Source organism: Streptomyces sp. Rer75, from assembly GCF_013414305.1.
Taxonomy (GTDB): domain Bacteria; phylum Actinomycetota; class Actinomycetes; order Streptomycetales; family Streptomycetaceae; genus Streptomyces; species Streptomyces himastatinicus.
Genome location: NZ_CP058693.1, coordinates 1,092,967 through 1,109,216 on the forward strand (window position 1 = coordinate 1,092,967; position 16,250 = coordinate 1,109,216).

The following is a 16,250-nucleotide window of genomic DNA, read 5'->3' on the forward strand; positions in this document are numbered from 1 at the left end:
CCCGGGTTCAGCACATCGTGTAGTCGGCCCGGCTGCTGTTGTACGAGCAGGTGTCGACCGTGGTGCCGCCGCTCTTGCGGAGCGTGGCCTTGTCGCTGGTGTTGTTCCAGACGTAGGCGCGGCGGTCCTGGTACTTGGTGGCGGAGGTGTCCGAGCCGATGCCGGTCCGCACCGTCACGGTCTTGCCCGCGCCGAGGGTGTACGACGGGAAGGTGTACGCGTGGCGGCTCGCGTCGACCACCACCCACCCCTTGAGGCTCACCCCGCGCGAGGTGGAGTTCTTGATCTGCACATACTCGGCGTTGAGGCTGGTGTTGCTCCGGGTGTCCGAACCGGGAGAGTCGTAGTAGATCTTGTGCAGGTGCACGGAGCCCGCGGCCCCGGCGGGCGCCGCGGGATACAGCAGCGCGATGGCACAGCCCGCGGCAATCGCGGCGGCGGCCCTGGCGGTCGTTCGGAACATGACGTCTCTCCCCTTGCGTCGTGACGCGGTGGTGCGCACACAGACGGACGGACGGCCGCGCCCGAGATGGTTTGGGAGTCACGAGGTGACTCCCTCGGTGCGGCCGTCCGTCCGTCTTTCCCCCACCTGTGTGGGCAACCAGAGTGGACCGTGGGGCTCCGTGGCGGCAGGGCTGCGCGGCCCCTGATCCGGGGCCGTCCGGCCCTTGCGACACGCCGGGGTTGGTGCGGGGGCGCGTCAGCGGCCGTACTGCGCCCCGCCGTTGATGTGCAGGACCTGCCCGGTGACATACGCGGCCTCCGGGGAGGCCAGATAGCGGATGGCGGCGGCTATCTCGGCGGGCACGCCCGGCTGCCCGGTGAGCGTCTGCCCGATCTGCTGCGCGATGAACTCGGGAGTGCCGCGCTCGCCGAAGAACTCGGTGTCCTCGACATAGCCGGGCGCCACCGCGTTGGCGGTGACGCCCTCCGCGCCCAGCCGCTTGGCCAGTTCGAAGGTGTAGGTGTGCAGGGCGGCCTTGGTGCCGCCGTACGAACCGGGGCCGCGCAGCGCCGCCACCGAGGAAAGGTGCACGATCCGGCCACCGGGGCGGGCGATATGCGGAATGAGGGCTTCGGTCAGCAGGACGGCGGTGAGCACGTTGGCCGCGAAGTTGCGCTGGTACTGGTCGGCGATGCCTTCCAGGGTGCCGTCGTTGCCGGGCGCGACATTGCCGCCCGCGTTGGTGACGATCACGTCGACGGGGCCGTCGGCGGCGATCTCGTCGGCGGCGCGGCGGGTCTGCCCGGGGTCGCTCAGGTCGGCTCCGGTCCAGGTGACCAGGCCGTAGCCATGGGCGGCGTTCAGTTTGTCGGCCGCCGCGCGCAGCACCTCGGTGCGGCGTCCCACGATGACGACGCGGTCGCCGTCCGCGGCGAAGGACTCCGCGGTCGCCAGCCCGATGCCCGTACCGCCGCCCGACACCACGATCCGTCGCCCCATTACGGCCTCCATCGTGCAAATCGTTGAATCTCGATCATATGCGTGAACCGCACGCTAAGTAGAAAGGGCTTTCTCGTCAAGGGTGTTGGCTTGCGTTCTGTATTGACAGGTTCTGTCGCCAATGGCCGAATGATCGGCGCCCCAGCTTGTTCCAACAGCTGTTCCGGCAAGGAGGACATGTGCGTTTACGTTCGGCTCTCACCAGACCCGTGGTCGCGGCCCTCGTCATGGCGCTCGGCGTACTCGGTCTGCTGACCGGTCCCGGCCCCGCCGCGGCCGCCGCATCCGACGACCGCGATCCCGACCCCGTCGTCAACGGCCTGCGCGGCGACTACTACCTCCAGTCCGCCCCGGGCGCCTTCGACTTCCACGAACTCAAGGCGACCACCCTCGATCCGTCCCTCGACTTCGACAACCTGGAGCCGCGGCTCCAGACCGCCACCGGGCGGTCCGACGACGTCAGCGTCCGGTGGACCGGCCGGCTCGTCCCCGAGCGCTCCGGGACGCACACCTTCTCGATCACCGGCGACAACGGCTTCCGGCTGTGGATCGACGGCCGGCCCGTCATCGACCACTGGGTCGACGACTGGGACAAGGAACAGGTCTCCGGTCCGGTCGAGCTGACCGCGGGCCGCGCGTACGACATCAAGGTCGAGTACTTCGAGCACTACGGCGGCTCCAACTTCCACCTCGCCTGGACCCCGCCCGGCCAGGCCAAGGAGCCGGTCCCGGCGTCGGCGTTCCGGCTGCCCCCGGACTTCGGCTACGAGGGCCCGGTGAGCAGCGCCGTCCAGGCGGACGGCCGGACGCTGCTGATGGACTTCGCCCGTCCCCTCGCCGCTCCCCCGGCCGGGCTGACCGGCCACCTCACCGCCGTCATCGGCGGCGCGGCCTGGCCGCTGGGCCCGGCCCGGCTGGACCCGGCCGACCGCTCGCGGCTGCTGCTCACGCTGAAGGAGCCGGTGGTGGGCCGCGGCGGCGAGGCGATCGTGCGCTACGACGGCGAGGGCGGCCTCACGAACGACCAGGGGGCCGTCGGGCAGTTCCTCGCCTTCGGCGGCAACAAGTCGACATATCAGCTCAGCACCCCCTGGGCCGAGGACGTCGGCCCGGACAACGCCCACCCCGAATACCCGCGCCCGCAGCTGACCCGCGAGCGGTGGAAGAACCTCAACGGCACCTGGCAGTTCGCCGCCGCCGAGAAGGGCCAGGCACCCCCGTTCGGGCAGCGGCTGCGGGAAGACATCCTGGTGCCGTATCCGGTGGAGTCCGAGCTGTCCGGGCTGGAGCGCCACGAGGACCGCATGTGGTACCGGCGCACCTTCACCGTCCCCGCGAGCTGGAAGGTCGGCGACGGGCAGCGGCTGAACCTGAACTTCGACGCCGTGGACTGGCAGGCACAGGTCTACGTCAACGGCACCCGCGTCGCCGAACACCGCGGCGGCTACGACCGGTTCAGCGCCGACGTCACCGACGCCCTGCGCCCCGGCCGCACCCAGGAGCTGCTGGTCGGCGTGTACGACCCGACGGACGCCAAGGACGGCGAGAACCCGCCGATGGGCAAGCAGCGGCTGGACCCCAGCGGCATCTTCTACACCCCCTCCTCCGGCATCTGGCAGACCGTGTGGATGGAGCCGGTGGCGACCGACCACGCCGACGGCCTCAAGCTGACCCCGGACGTGCCGGGCAAGGCGCTCACCGCGGAGGTCCGCGGCGTACGGGACGGCGTGCCGGTCACCGCGACCGCGTACGACGGGAAGCGCGCGGTCGGCACGGCGACCGGGCGCACCGGCTCGGCGCTGAGCGTGCCGGTGCCCTCGCCCCGGCTGTGGTCCCCGGACGATCCGCATCTGTACCGGCTGAAGGTGACGGTCGGGCGGGGCGCGAAGGCCGACCGGGTGACAAGCTACTTCGGCATGCGCAGCATCGCGGTCGAGGAGGTCGACGGCAAGAAGCGCATGGTGCTCAACGGGAAGCCCTTCTTTTCGATGGCCACCCTCGACCAGGGGTTCTGGCCGGACGGTCTGCACACCGCGCCGACGGACCAGGCCCTGGCGTACGACCTGAAGATGCACAAGCGGATGGGGTTCAACTCCGTGCGCAAGCACATCAAGGTCGAACCCGACCGCTGGTACTACTGGGCCGACCGGCTCGGGCTGATGGTGTGGCAGGACATGCCGTCCATGAACACCATCGCGCCCTCGGAACAGGCGCAGGTCCAGTACGAGCGCGAGATGAAGGCCATGGTCGACCAGCACATCAGCAGCCCGTCGATCGGCATCTGGGTCACCTTCAACGAGGGATGGGGCCAGTACGGCGGACCGAAGGTGCCCGCGCTCGCCGAGGGCTGGGACCCGTCACGGCTCATCGACGGCGCCAGCGGCTGGAACGACACCGGCAACGGCGACCTCGCCGACATCCACGCCTACCCGGGCCCCGGCGAACCGCGCCCCGACGACAAGCGGGCGGGCGTCATCGGGGAGTACGGCGGTCTGGGCCTTGCCGTACCGGGGCACGCCTGGCCGGTGCAGCACACCTATGTGGGCGTGGACCAGGAGCAGTACACGGCCGAGTATCTGAAGCTGCTGGACAAGGTGCGGCAGCAGGTCGCCTGCCATGGGAACAGCGGCGCGGTCTACACCCAGATCACGGATGTGGAGGGCGAGCTGAACGGGCTCATCACCTATGACCGCAAGAAGGTAAAGCCCGATGTGGAGCGGCTGCGCCAGGCGCACCGGTCCCTGATCCGCGCGGCGGAGGACCCGGCGTCGATGGAGTGCACCGGCTAGACCGAGGAGCTGCGGCGCCCCGCCCGGTGGATCCCGGGCGGGGCGTCATGCCGGGCTTACTCGTCGACCCTGAGCGCGAAGTGGAGGAGCGGGCCCGCGAGGGTGATGGTGCCCTGGCCGTAGGCGGAGTGGTAGCGGCCGGTGCCGCCGACGATCGCCGTCTTGGCGGTGGCCGTCGCATGGCCCTTGTGGGTGACCTGATCGCTGAGCACCAGCGAGCCCTTCTTCAGGCGCAGCACCCGGGTGCACTGGACGACCAGCTTGTGTGCGGTGACGCGGACGGTGTCGCACCGCGAGGTGCCGTTGCCGGCGTACTTCTTGTTCTTCTCGGTGTACAGCTTCAGCCGGGTCTTCCAGCTGTCGCCGGGCTCGACGTGGCGGGGCTTGGTGCTGATCACGGTGACGCCGAGCAGGTCGACCTTCTCGATGTCCCCGCCCGCGGCGGCCCCCGCGGCGGACGGCGGGAGCAGGGTCAGGGCGGTGGTCAGTGCGGCGGTGGTGACGATGCCACGGACGGCTGACGGAATCATGGAACCTCCAGGCTCGGGGTGGGGTGTGACCGGCGGGCGAGCAGTACGGGAACTCAGTCGTCGACGGCGAGGGAGAAGCGGATCCGGTCCCGCCGCACGGTGACGGTGCCCTGGCCCTCGGCGTCGTTGTAGTGGCCGGTGCCGCCGAGGATGGCGGTCCTGGCGGTGACCGTGGCGCGGCCCTTGTGGGTGATCAGGTCACCGAGGATCAGCGAGCCCCTCTTGAGGCGCAGCACCCGGGTGCACTGGACGACCCGCTTGCGGGCGGTGACCTTGACGGCGGTGCACTGGGAGGTGCCGTCACCGGCGTGCTTCCGCTGGGGGGTGTACAGCCTCATATAGGTCGTCCGGCTGTCGCCGGCGGCACGGTCATCGGGTCTGTTCTCCGCAACCGTCACGCCGGTCACCGTGACCTTCTCGATGTCCTCGTCGCCCGCGTCCGCCAGCGCGACGGAGGCGGGGAGCAGCACACACGCGGTGGTCAGGGCCGTGGTGGTGACGACGCCGCGAACGGCTGAACTGATCATGGAACCTCCAGGCTCGCGGGATGCCCCGGACTTCCCGGAGCCCTGACCGGTCATTCCACGTAAATGATCACTTTTGGGCAAGGCGGCCCGCACAAGCGGCCCGTCGCGCCACCCGGACAGCTCCATCGCCTGGCCACGCGCGGGGCGTTTGTGGTCTTGAACGCCACCTCGCGCCGTGTCAGCGTGACGAACCGTCCGGCCCGTCCGACCATTCGGGAGACTCCTGGTGACCGCATCCCCCTCCCTGCCCGTGGACATCGTGCGCGCCCGTCGCCATGGCATCGCCGATCTGCTGGCGCGCAGCGCCGCCCGGCTGCCCGGCAAGACGGCCGTGGTGTACGGCGCGCTGCGCCAGACGTACGCGGAACTGGACGCGCTGGTGAGCCGCACGGCGGGCGCGCTGGCGGCGCGCGGTGTCGCCAAGGGCGACCGGGTGGTGCTGTACGCGCGCAACTCGCACGGCTATGTGGTGGCGTACTTCGCGCTGGCCCGGCTGGGCGCGGTGTCGGTGCCGGTCAACTTCATGCTGAGGCCCCCGGAAGTCGCGTACCTCCTCGCCCACTCGGGCGCGGTCGGTGTCATCGCGGGCGACGGCCTGCTGGAGGCGGCCGACGCGGCGCTGGCCGAGGCCGCGCCGCCCCGCCTCGTGCTGCGCGCGGCCATCGGCGGGGAGGGGCGGGACGGCTGGGAGGACTTCGCCGCGCTGGGCGAGGAGCACGGCCATCCCGTGCCCGACCCCGCGCTGGAGGACGACGATCCGGTCCAGCTGATGTACACCTCGGGGACGGAGTCGCGGCCCAAGGGCGCGATCATGACGAGCCGCAGTCTGATCTCGCAGTATCTGACGACGATCGTGGACGGCGGGATGGCGGCCGACGACGTCGAGGTCCATGCGCTGCCGCTGTATCACTGCGGCCAGTTGCACGTCTTCCTCACCCCGGACATGTACCTGGGGGCCACCTCGGTCATCCTGCCCGGCCCGGACCCGGCGGCGCTGCTGGCGACGATCGAGGCGGAGCGGGTGACCAAGCTGTTCGCGCCGCCCACCGTGTGGATCGGGCTGCTGCGGCATCCGGAGTTCGGGACCCGCGATCTGTCGTCGCTGCGGAAGGGGTATTACGGCGCCGCGGCCATGCCGGTCGCCGTGCTGGCGGAGCTGCGCCGCCGGTTGCCCGGGCTCGCGCTGTACAACCTCTACGGGCAGACCGAGATGTCGCCGATCGTGACCGTTCTGGGCCCGGCCGACCAGGAGCGCAAGGCCGGGTCGGCGGGGCGGGCCGGGCTCAACGTCGAGACGCGGGTGGTGGACGAGGACGACCGGCCCGTACCGCCGGGCACGGTCGGGGAGATCGTGCACCGCGGTCCGCACGCCATGCTCGGCTACTGGCGGGATCCCGAGCGGACCGCGGAGGCGTTCCGCGGCGGCTGGTTCCACAGCGGCGATCTCGGGGTCATGGACGAGGAGGGCTATCTGACGGTCGTCGACCGCAAGAAGGACATGGTGAACAGCGGCGGGGAGAACGTGTCCGGACGCGAGGTGGAGGAAGTCCTGCACGCGCACCCGGCGGTGGCGGAGGCCGCGGTGTTCGGTGTGGCGCATCCGTACTGGATCGAGGCCGTGACGGCGGTGGTGGTGGCCAGGCCGGGAGAGCGGGTGTCGGCGGAGGAGATCACGGCGCACTGCGGGGAGCGGCTGGCCGGGTTCAAGGTGCCCAAGTACGTGGTGGTGGCGGCGTCCCTGCCGAAGAACCCCAGCGGCAAGATCCTCAAACGGGAGCTGCGCGACACCTACGGACACCTCGGCACCGACGGTTGACGGTTCTGTGTCAACTGTTCGAGAGGGCTCCGGACCACGGTTTTAGGATGCGGTATTCCCCAGCCGTGACGACGAACCGCCCGAGGGCCCTCCATGAGCAAAGTCCTGAATCTTGACGCCCTACCCGAGCCATCCCGGCTCAAACGCGTGAAGCGACGGCGCCCAGGACTGCTGGTGGCCAATGTCGTGGTGCTGCTGTTCGCCGCGATGGCCGTGACCACGATATTCACCAACCCGCGCTTCGAGTGGGACACCGTCGGGAAATACTTCTTCGAGATCCGCATCATGAAGGGTATCGGTGTCAGTCTCGGGATGACCGCCGCGACCATGGCATTCGCCCTGGTACTCGGCACCGTTGTTGCGCTCATGCGGATGGGTTCCTCGCGGCTGATGTCGGCGGCCGCGGGCATGTTTATCTGGGTGTTCCGCTCGATTCCCATGCTGGTGCAGCTGCTTTTCTGGTACAACCTGGCGGCACTGTTTCCCACCCTGTCCCTCGGCATTCCCTGGGGCCCGCGTTTCGTCACCTTCGATGCGAATTCCCTGCTGGGTCCGCTTACCGCCGCGGTCATCGGTCTGACCCTGCATGAAACGGCATACGTGGCGGAGTTGATCCGTTCCGGTCTGCTGTCCGTACCGGAGGGTCAGCGTCAGGCGGCCGCCGCGCTCGGTTTGACCCCGACTCAGATCTTCTTCCGTATCACCCTCCCCCAGGCGCTGCGTGTGATCGTTCCGCCGATGGGAAATGAGCTGATATCTCTCCTCAAGGCCACATCTCTGGTCAGCGTGATCTCTCTGGCGGATCTGCTCTACTCGGTGCAGCTGATTTATTCGAAGAACTTCCAGACCGTTCCCCTGTTGATTGTGGCCGCGATCTGGTACATGATCATCACCGGCGTCATCACCCTCGTGCAGCAGCGCCTGGAGCGACGCCTGGGTCGACACACCCTGATACCGGCCGAAAAGGTCACCAAGGTGAAGAGGATCGAGCACTCGGTATGACCGTGGCATCGGAAAGGGAAGCGCAGCCCATCGTCTCCCTGCGCGGGGTCGTCAAGTCGTTCCGCTCCACAGAGGTGCTGCACGGCATTTCCCTGGATATCCACCGGGGTGAGACGGTCTGTGTCATCGGCCCGTCCGGGTCGGGCAAGAGCACGTTGCTGCGCTGCGTCAATCACCTGGAGGTCCCGGACGACGGCCTGGTCGTGGTCGACGGCGACGTCATCGGCTACCGGCTCCGTGGCACCTCCCTGCACCAGCTGGGCCCCCGCGAACTGGCCGCGCAGCGCTCGGTCATGGGCATGGCCTTCCAGAGCTTCAACCTGTTCCCGCACCTCACCGGCGAAGTGGCGCCCGCGCCGAGGAGCTGATGCGCCGGGTCGGGCTCGCCCACAAGCTGGACAGCTACCCCGAGCAGCTCTCCGGCGGCCAGCAGCAGCGCGTGGCCATCGCCCGGGCGCTGGCGATGCGGCCGAAGGTGATGCTGTTCGACGAGCCGACCTCCGCCCTGGACCCCGAGATGGTGCAGGAGGTGCTGAGCGTCATCCGGGACCTGGCCGGGGAAGGCATGACGATGATGGTCGTCACCCATGAGATGCGCTTCGCCGCCGAGGTCGCCGACCGCGTCGTCTTCATGGACGACGGGCGGATCGTCGAAGAGGGCCCGCCGGACCGGCTGTTCGCCTCCCCCTCCCATGAGCGCACCCGAACGTTCCTGTCGAAGGTCGGCGCATGAGCACCGAACGGCCCCTGCCCGCCAAGACCCGCGCCCGGCTGGAGCTGTGGGACGGCTACCGCTCGTACCACTACCTGGAGCCGGGCGCCGACTTCCGGGACTTCGAGCTGGTGCCCGCGGTGGGCCGGGTGCCCGGCTCGGCACCGGTGTGGAGCGAGGACGTCGAGGCCCGGGCGCGGGACTTCGAGGAACGCCATCTGGTGATCTCCGCGCACGACCATCTGTCGCTGCGGCCCGCGGACCCGGGTGACTTCGCCGCGTTCCGCCGCCAGGGCCGGGAGGCGATCCCGTACGAGGGCATCGCCCACTCGGGCGTGGACCTGTTCTTCGACGGCGGCCCCGCCGCCGTCAGCATGATCCGCTCGCACACCCCCTGGGACTGGGACGACGCGGTGAGCGATCTGGCCATGCGCCAGGCCGACTTCGCCCATCAGCGCCTGGTGGCCCCGGTGCGCACCCTGGAGGACGCGGAGCGGGCACGGGCCGGGAACCAGGTGGGCGTCGTGCTGACCCTGGAGTCCGCGACCCCCATCGGCAACGACGTCGACCGGCTCGATCTGCTCTACGGGCTGGGCGTGCGGCTGCTCGGGCTGGTGTACAGCGAGAGCAACCAGCTCGGCTCGGGGCTCGCGGACACCGGCGACACCGGGCTGACGGTGCTCGGCCGCCGCGCCCTGCGGCGCATGAACGACCTCGGCATCATCGTCGACGTATCGCACTCCGGGGACGCGACGGCGCTGGACGCGGTGCGCCGCTCCACGGACCCCGTGGTGATCACTCACGCCGGGTCGCGGGCGCTGTGGCCGACCCCGCGGATGAAGCCCGACGACGTGATCCGGGCGTGCGCGGGCTCCGGCGGATTCATCGGCGTCGAGGCGGCCCCGCACACCACCGTCACCACCCGGCACCCCCGGCACAGCCTGGAGTCGGTGATGGAACACGTGGAGCGCTGTCTGGACCTGGTCGGCATCGACCATGTGGCCTTCGGCCCCGACACCAACTTCGGCGATCACACCGCCTGGCACCGCACGTTCGCCCCGCTGTTCGGCAAGGACGACGCGCTCGACGGCCAGAGTTCGCAGCCGCCGCCGCACGAGCCGGTCGACTACGTCCACGGCTGTGAGAACCCCGCGGAGGCCGTCGGCAACATGATCCGCTGGCTGTTCGACCACGGCTACTCCGATGAGGACGTGGCGAAGCTCGCCGGGGGCAATGTGCGGCGCGTCGCCGAGACCGTCTGGGGCCGCTGACCGTCCCAGTCCCGTACCCCCCACGTCCCATCCGGATCTGCCGGATCTCCCGAAACGGAGCCCAGTCATGCGCCACCGATCTCGCGCCGCCGGGTGCGCCCTGCTCTTGTCCCTCGCGCTGACCCTCACCGCCTGTTCGGTGGATGACACTCCGGACGACAAGGGCAAGTCCAAAGAGGCCGTGCCCACCCCGACCCTCGCCCTGGAGCCGAAGGACGACGCCCTGGCGGCCCAGGTGCCCGCGGCGTACAAGAAGAAGACCCTGCTCATGGGCGTCAGCGAGTACGACCCGTATGTGACCATCGGCTCCGACGGGAAGATCACCGGCCTGGTCCCGGATCTGGCCAAGCAGCTCGCCTCCCAGCTCGACATCAAGATCAAGGTGGTGCGGACGCCGTTCGACGCGGTGATCCCGGGGCTGAAGTCCGGCCGGATCGACCTCAGCGCGCCCTCCGGTGACTTCGTCGAGCGCCAGAAGGAGGTCGACTTCGCCGACTTCGCGCAGAGCCAGGTGACCGTGATGGTGAACAAGGACAGCGGGTTCCGCCCGGAGTCCGGCATCGGCATCTGCGGACACAAGGTCGGCGTCGAGAAGGGCGCGGGCACCGAGAACGTCCTCGCGGGTCTCAGCAAGCGGTGTGCCAAGAAGGGCAAGAAGGCCGTGAGCCCGCAGGCTTACGCGGATCTGGCCGCCGCGAGCCTGGCCCTCCAGAGCCAGCGGATCGACGCGGTGGTCGCGCCCAGCGCCTCCAACACCAGCGTCAGCGAGAACTCGGACGACAAGTTCGAGACGCTGGAGCTGGAGGACATGCTGAGCCTCCCCGCGGCGACGGCGATCTACGGCATCCAGGCCAAGAAGGGCACCGGTCTCGCCGCCGTGATCGTCAAGGGGCTGCGGGAGATGCAGGAGTCGGGCACCTACGCGAAGCTGTTCGGCGGCTGGGGGATGCCACTGTCCACCATCACCCGGACGAAGATGCTCCTCAACGGCTCGAAGCAGTCCCAGGCCAAGTGAGCGCCACCCCCATGGCACCGACCGGGCGGACCGAGGCGGCGGAAGACCTCGGCGGAGGAGTGTGGCGGCACCTGTTGCGCGTACCCGTACGGGACGGGGTGGTCCTCGCCGCGGACCTGTACGCGCCCGAGGAGCGGCCCGGTCCCCGGCCGGTGATCCTGGAGCGCACCCCGTACGGCCGCCGCGACATCCGCGAGTCGGACCGCTGCCGACACGACGAGCCGGTGCCGACCCCCGAGGAGACGTCCGCGTTCTTCGTCCGGGCCGGATACCACGTGGTGCGGCAGGACTGCCGGGGCCGGGGCGACTCCGGGGGAACCTTCGTGAAGTACCTGGGCGAAGGCCCGGACGGCGCGGACACCCTCGAGTGGATCGCCGCGCAGCCCTGGTGCGACGGACGGGTCGCGATGATGGGCGTGTCCTACTCGGCGCACGCCCAGACGGCGGCCGCGGCCGAGTCCCCCGCCCCGCTGGCCGCGATGTTCATGGATTCCGGCGGCTTCGCGAGCGCGTACGAGGCGGGCATGCGGATGGGCGGCGCCTTCGAACTCAAGCAGGTCACCTGGGCGTTCCGGCACGGTGAGGAGAGCCCGGAGGCGGAGCGGGACCCGCTGGTGCGCAAGGCGTTCGCCGGGACCGACCTGCGGGACTGGTTCACCGTGCTGCCGTGGCGCACCGGCGTCTCCCCGCTGTCACAGGTCGGCCAGTACGAGCAATATCTGCTGGACCAGTGGCGGCACGACGCGTTCGGCGAGTACTGGCGGCAGCCCGCGATCTACGGGCGGGGGCACTACGACCGCTTCCCGGACGTGCCGACCCTGCACATGGCGAGCTGGTACGACCCGTATGTGCGCTCCACCATCGAGAACTTCACGGCCATGGGGCGGCTCAAGACGTCCCCGGCGTATCTGGTGATGGGGCCGTGGACGCACGGGGCGCGCTGTGTCACCTTCGCCGGTGACGTGGACTTCGGGCCCGCCGCCACGTTCAGCGACAACGTGGACACCTCGTATCTGACCTTCCGGCAGCGCTGGTTCGACGCGGTGCTGCGCGGCGGTGACCTCCAGGCGTTCCCGCGGGTGCGGTACTTCCTGATGGGCGGCGGCGACGGCCGCCGCGACGCGGCGGGGCGGATGCGGCACGGCGGCCGGTGGCACACCGACACCCGGTGGCCGCCGTCCGGGACCCGGGAGACCGCGTTCTACTGCCACACCTCGGGCGAGCTGAGCCGGGAGAGACCCACGGGCCGGGACGCGTGGGTCGAATACGACTTCGACCCGGGCGACCCGGTGCCGACCCTGGGCGGACAGGTGACCTCGGGCGAGCCGGTGATGGTCGGGGGCGCCTTCGACCAGGTGCCGGACGAGCGCTTCTACGGGGCGCGCGAGCCGTATCTGCCGGTGAACTCGCGGCCCGATGTGATCTCGCTGGTCACCCCGCCCCTGGACGAGCCGCTGGAGGTGGCGGGTCCCGTCACCGCCCGGCTGTTCATCTCCTCGACGGCCCCGGACACCGACTTCACGGTGAAGCTGGTCGATGTGCACCCGCCGAACGAGGACTATCCGCACGGGTTCGCCATGAACCTCACCGAGGGCATCTTCCGGTGCCGCTTCCACGCGTCGTTCGAGCGGCCCGAGCCGCTGGTGGCGGGCGAGGTGTACGAGATCGAGATCCCGGCGCCGGACACCGCCAACCGCTTCGGGGCCGGACACCGGCTGCGGGTGGACATCTCGTCGAGCAATTTCCCGCGCTTCGACGTCAACTCCAACACCGGTGAGCCCGAGGCCGTCACCCGGCGCAAGGTGGTCGCCACCAACCGCGTCCACATGGACGCCAGCCACCCCTCGGCAGTGCTGCTGTGGACGCGGCCCGGCTGACCGGACGCGGTGCGTGATGGTCGGCGCGTGAGGGCGCAGAGGGTCAGCGCATGATGGTGGCCAGCACGTCCTGCCCCAGCCGGAGCAGGGTGCCGGTGGCCAGCCGGTGGTACACGTACTTGCCCTCGCGCTCGGACTCCACGAGCCCGGCGTCCCGCAACTGCCGCAGGGTGCGCGACACCTGCGTATCGTCCAGGCCCAGCCGCTGGGCCAGTTCCGAGGTGGTGATCGGCTCGCCCAGCAGATGACGGCACAGCTCCATCCGGCCCAGCGACGCCAGCGCGGACATCCGGGCCCGCAGCTCCGCTTGAGTGAGCTGCCCGTCGGCCTGCCCCTCCAGCGCGGCGAACTGGAGCACGACGGGATGGGACTCCTCGTCCTTGACGGTCAGATGCGGCCAGACATGGACGGAGGGGACCAGGAAGAGCGGGCGCGGGCCGATGTCGATCTCGGCGACGGCCAGCTTGTCGTAGCGCACCCGCGCACCGCCCTGGGAGACGACCGCGGTGGGGCTGAGCCCGGCCAGCACCTCGGCCAGGCCGCTCCTGCGGACATCGGTGCGGAACCGCACCACGGCCGCCCCCAGCCGGTCGTACACCGAGCGCCATTCGGCGGCGAAGAACGCGGTGCCGCAGCGCTCCAGGAAGTCGATCAGCCGGGTCCGCGTCCCCTCGGGCGACGCCATCAGCTCGTGCGCCAACTCGCCGCGCCGGAACGAGCGCCGCTCGCACTGGGTGATGAAGCGGCAGGCGGCCTCCGGGTCGTTCAGCAGGCTGTGCGCGTCGGGCACCCGCTCCCGGAAGCCCAGCACCCCCTGCGCGCACAGCTCCGTGAACTCCTCCAGCGGCAGCTTCTCCAGCAGCCGCAGCTCGTCCTCGAAGGACTGGTCCAGCGGCAGCGCCAGCGGGAACAGCAGTCGGCAGCGCAGCCGCGCCCACAGGGGCGACAGGGCGCTCATCTCCTGTGCGAGCGACACGTCGAAGGTCGTGCCGAGGCGGCGCGTCCAGCGCTGCGCCTCGGGGTGGTGGTCCGGCTCGGCCAGGATGTGCAGCACCGACATGAGCTCGGCGAGCGGCGAGCGCCCGACGTGGATGTCGGCCGCTCGCGCTGACCGGAGGTTGAACGTGATCCCCACCCGCGCAGCGTACCGCCGGACACGGGCAGGGGAGGTGATCAGTCGCGGGGCAGGAGGGGGCCGAGCGGTCCGAGGTCCAGGTTCAGATCGTCCTCGGTGAGCCCGAAGTGCTCCCGCAGCTCCTCCATGTTCTTCTCCAGCGCCATCAACGTGAGCCCGAGCTTCTCGATCTGCTCGTCGCTGACGCCTCCCTGGTCGACGCGGCGCAGCGCCTGCCGTTCCATGAGCTGGCGCAGCAGCTCCACGATGGTCAGCACCAGACCGGCCAGGCTCTTGCGGACCGACTCCTCGTCCACCTCGAGCCGACGGGGACGGTCGCGGGGGTCGCGAGGGTCACGGGGGCGGTCGCGGGGGTGGTCAGGGCGGCGGTCGTCCGGGCGGCGCTCGATGCTCATCCTCGTCTTCCATTCGTACGGAAGCGATCAGCGCGCGAAGGGAAATGCGCACCAGATCGATGTCGGCGATGCTCAGGGTGATCTCCCCGGCGATCACGACGCCCCCGGCCAGCACCCGGTCGAGCAGATCGACCAGGGCCACCTCGCGCCGCTCGATCGCGTGGGTCACGTCGCCTCCTCGTGCTCGGGCGGCGCCGTGAACGAGTACGGCGGCCACGGCCCGCTCAGCTCCAGGTCGACGTCCGGGTACCGCTCCCCCAGCCCGGTCACCGCGGCGGTGAACTCCTCCGTCCGGTCGTCCGGCACCAGATAGGAGTTGTTGAGCACCATCCAGCCCTCGTACCCGGCCAGCCGCGCGTCCTGCGGCGGGTGTGCGGCGGTCGCGGCGGACAGCGCGGCGAGGGCGGTGTGGATCTCCTCCGCCCGCTCGGTGGCCCGCAGATGGGCGGTCTCCTTGTCGTCCCGCTGGGCGCGGCGGCGCAGCAGATAGGCGGTGCCGGGGCTGTCGCCGCCGGAAGGCCCCTCGTCGCCCGGGTCGGGCAGGAAGGCGCGCGGGTCGACGTACGCCTTGACGCCCCACTCGGTCCGTCCGGCCACCCGCGCCAGCGTGTCCGTCAGGTCGTCCCGCCGCTCCTGGAGCATCGTGCGGACCCGGCCGTCGTCGTGGTAGATCGTGGCGAAGCGCAGCGGGATGACCTGGCCGTATCCGGCCGCCCGGCCGATGACCCGGTGGTGGGCCCTGGCCGCCCGCTCCAGCCACGGCAGGTCCTCCAGATGGGCGCGCAGCGGCTCCTCGCCGAAGTCGGCCAGCGGTACGGAGCCCACCACGGCGGCCAGTCCGGCGTTCTCGACCAGGCGCACCGGTTCGTCCGCCACGCCGGTGAGCCCGGGTGGGGCGCCGCTCTCGTCGCGGGCCGCGGTCACCGCGTACAGCCAGGTGGCAAGGGCCTCCTCGGTCACGGTCCGTCCTCCCGTCCCCGTTCACGCTCCGGCTCGCGCTCCGCGTCGCGGCCCGATTCCAACTCCCCGACGCGCCGCCGCAGCCGCTCGTTCTCGTCCAGGACGTCGCGGGCGCCGGAGGAGAGCGTGGGGTCGTGCTCCCACCAGTCGATGCCCATCTCCTTGGCCCGGTCCACGGACGCGATCAGCAGCCGGATCTTGATGGTCAGCAGCTCGATGTCCAGCAGGTTGATCTGGATGTCCCCGGCGATGACGATGCCCTTGTCGAGCACCCGCTCCAGGATGTCGGCCAGGCTCGCCGACTCCCGGCGGGCCGGTTCGGGCGGGGCGCCCATGCGCCGGCTCGGCACGTTCCAGTCGGCGCCCTGGCTCATGTCCCCTCCTCCGACCTGCCGCGGTAGTAGCGCCGGGCGCGGCGGTACGAGACGAGGCCGCCCTCGCCGTCGACCTCGACCCGGTACTCGGCGAGGATGTCGGTGGAGTCCGGGATCCGGTGGGTCTCCAGCACTTCGACGCCGACGAGCCAGCCGTCTCCGTGGCGCTCCACCGAGGTGATGCTCTCCGGATCGTGTCCGGTCAGATCCCGCAGCTCGCGGGCGGCGCTGCGGGCGGCGGACCGGGCGGTGGTCGCGGAACGCCGGGTGTCGGACGCGGGGCGCGGGTCACGCCGGTCGTCGGACGCAGGACGCCGGTCGTCTGCCGCGGGGCGCCGGGCGCGCCGGGGCCGCTCCCGCTCCTCGCCGTGGTCGCGTTCGTCCCGTTCCTCACGGACCACGG

16 protein-coding genes and 1 pseudogene are annotated in these 16,250 nt (G+C 70.6%); 7 read left to right on the forward strand and 10 right to left on the reverse strand.

Annotated features, from left to right (window positions below; translation table 11 throughout):
* Window positions 1-7: 7 nt before the first annotated feature.
* Window positions 8-463 (reverse strand): lamin tail domain-containing protein, encoded by a 456-nt coding sequence (locus HYQ63_RS03945; protein WP_179932534.1) that lies wholly within the window; start codon window positions 461-463, stop codon window positions 8-10.
* A 237-nt stretch (window positions 464-700) separates the two neighbouring features.
* Entirely contained in the window at window positions 701-1,444 is a 744-nt protein-coding gene (locus HYQ63_RS03950; protein ID WP_179932535.1) for an SDR family NAD(P)-dependent oxidoreductase, read from the reverse strand.
* Between the two features lie 179 nt (window positions 1,445-1,623).
* Between HYQ63_RS03950 and HYQ63_RS03955 the strand changes: the two genes are divergently transcribed.
* The gene (locus HYQ63_RS03955) at window positions 1,624-4,233 is read left to right on the forward strand and encodes a PA14 domain-containing protein (protein WP_373689021.1); all 2,610 of its coding nucleotides are present in this window, start codon (window positions 1,624-1,626) and stop codon (window positions 4,231-4,233) included.
* Window positions 4,234-4,289: 56 nt separating this feature from the next.
* On the opposite strand, the gene HYQ63_RS03960 is transcribed toward HYQ63_RS03955, so the two are convergent.
* Both HYQ63_RS03960 and HYQ63_RS03965 read right to left on the reverse strand, forming a co-directional pair.
* Complete coding sequence (locus HYQ63_RS03960; RefSeq protein ID WP_179932536.1) at window positions 4,290-4,763, reverse strand: hypothetical protein; 474 nt, start codon at window positions 4,761-4,763, stop codon at window positions 4,290-4,292.
* 53 nt (window positions 4,764-4,816) lie between these two features.
* Window positions 4,817-5,290, reverse strand: coding sequence for a hypothetical protein (locus HYQ63_RS03965; RefSeq protein ID WP_257231587.1), 474 nt, complete (start codon window positions 5,288-5,290; stop codon window positions 4,817-4,819).
* A gap of 226 nt (window positions 5,291-5,516) precedes the next feature.
* Here HYQ63_RS03965 and HYQ63_RS03970 point away from each other — a divergent pair, with 226 nt between their 5' ends.
* The 6 genes and pseudogenes from HYQ63_RS03970 to HYQ63_RS03995 all read left to right on the forward strand — a co-directional run bounded on the left by HYQ63_RS03970 (window position 5,517) and on the right by HYQ63_RS03995 (window position 12,983).
* A complete protein-coding gene (locus HYQ63_RS03970; RefSeq protein WP_257231588.1) occupies window positions 5,517-7,106 on the forward strand; it encodes an acyl-CoA synthetase in 1,590 nt (529 codons plus the stop codon).
* Between the two features lie 93 nt (window positions 7,107-7,199).
* Window positions 7,200-8,108: an amino acid ABC transporter permease gene (locus tag HYQ63_RS03975; RefSeq protein ID WP_179932538.1), complete on the forward strand. Its 909-nt coding sequence runs from the start codon at window positions 7,200-7,202 to the stop codon at window positions 8,106-8,108.
* Window positions 8,105-8,841: pseudogene (locus HYQ63_RS03980) on the forward strand (amino acid ABC transporter ATP-binding protein). The gene HYQ63_RS03975 and the pseudogene HYQ63_RS03980 overlap by 4 nt, the downstream one beginning before the upstream one ends.
* Complete coding sequence (locus HYQ63_RS03985; protein WP_179932539.1) at window positions 8,838-10,091, forward strand: dipeptidase; 1,254 nt, start codon at window positions 8,838-8,840, stop codon at window positions 10,089-10,091. The pseudogene HYQ63_RS03980 and the gene HYQ63_RS03985 overlap by 4 nt, the downstream one beginning before the upstream one ends.
* A 67-nt stretch (window positions 10,092-10,158) precedes the next feature.
* Window positions 10,159-11,106 carry a transporter substrate-binding domain-containing protein gene (locus tag HYQ63_RS03990; RefSeq protein WP_179932540.1) on the forward strand — a complete coding sequence of 316 codons (948 nt, stop codon included), beginning with the start codon at window positions 10,159-10,161 and terminating at the stop codon, window positions 11,104-11,106.
* An 11-nt stretch (window positions 11,107-11,117) separates the two neighbouring features.
* Window positions 11,118-12,983: a CocE/NonD family hydrolase gene (locus HYQ63_RS03995; protein WP_179932541.1), complete on the forward strand. Its 1,866-nt coding sequence runs from the start codon at window positions 11,118-11,120 to the stop codon at window positions 12,981-12,983.
* 43 nt (window positions 12,984-13,026) lie between these two features.
* Here the strand turns inward: HYQ63_RS03995 and HYQ63_RS04000 are convergent, their stop codons facing one another.
* The 6 genes from HYQ63_RS04000 to gvpO are packed head-to-tail and all read right to left on the reverse strand — an operon-like array spanning window position 13,027 to window position 16,248.
* On the reverse strand, window positions 13,027-14,118 hold the full coding sequence (locus tag HYQ63_RS04000; RefSeq protein ID WP_179932542.1) for a helix-turn-helix domain-containing protein: 1,092 nt from the start codon (window positions 14,116-14,118) through the stop codon (window positions 13,027-13,029).
* Between the two features lie 38 nt (window positions 14,119-14,156).
* A complete protein-coding gene (locus HYQ63_RS04005) occupies window positions 14,157-14,513 on the reverse strand; it encodes a gas vesicle protein K (RefSeq protein ID WP_257231590.1) in 357 nt (118 codons plus the stop codon).
* Window positions 14,476-14,682, reverse strand: coding sequence for a gas vesicle protein (locus HYQ63_RS04010; protein WP_123107025.1), 207 nt, complete (start codon window positions 14,680-14,682; stop codon window positions 14,476-14,478). Before HYQ63_RS04010 ends, HYQ63_RS04005 begins: the two co-directional genes overlap by 38 nt.
* Window positions 14,679-15,473, reverse strand: coding sequence for a GvpL/GvpF family gas vesicle protein (locus HYQ63_RS04015; protein ID WP_179932543.1), 795 nt, complete (start codon window positions 15,471-15,473; stop codon window positions 14,679-14,681). Before HYQ63_RS04015 ends, HYQ63_RS04010 begins: the two co-directional genes overlap by 4 nt.
* Window positions 15,470-15,847, reverse strand: a complete 378-nt coding sequence (locus tag HYQ63_RS04020; protein WP_373689022.1) for a gas vesicle protein — start codon at window positions 15,845-15,847, stop codon at window positions 15,470-15,472. Before HYQ63_RS04020 ends, HYQ63_RS04015 begins: the two co-directional genes overlap by 4 nt.
* The gene (gene gvpO / locus HYQ63_RS04025) at window positions 15,844-16,248 is read right to left on the reverse strand and encodes a gas vesicle protein GvpO (protein WP_179932544.1); all 405 of its coding nucleotides are present in this window, start codon (window positions 16,246-16,248) and stop codon (window positions 15,844-15,846) included. The genes HYQ63_RS04020 and gvpO overlap by 4 nt, the downstream gene beginning before the upstream one ends.
* Window positions 16,249-16,250 lie beyond the last annotated feature (2 nt).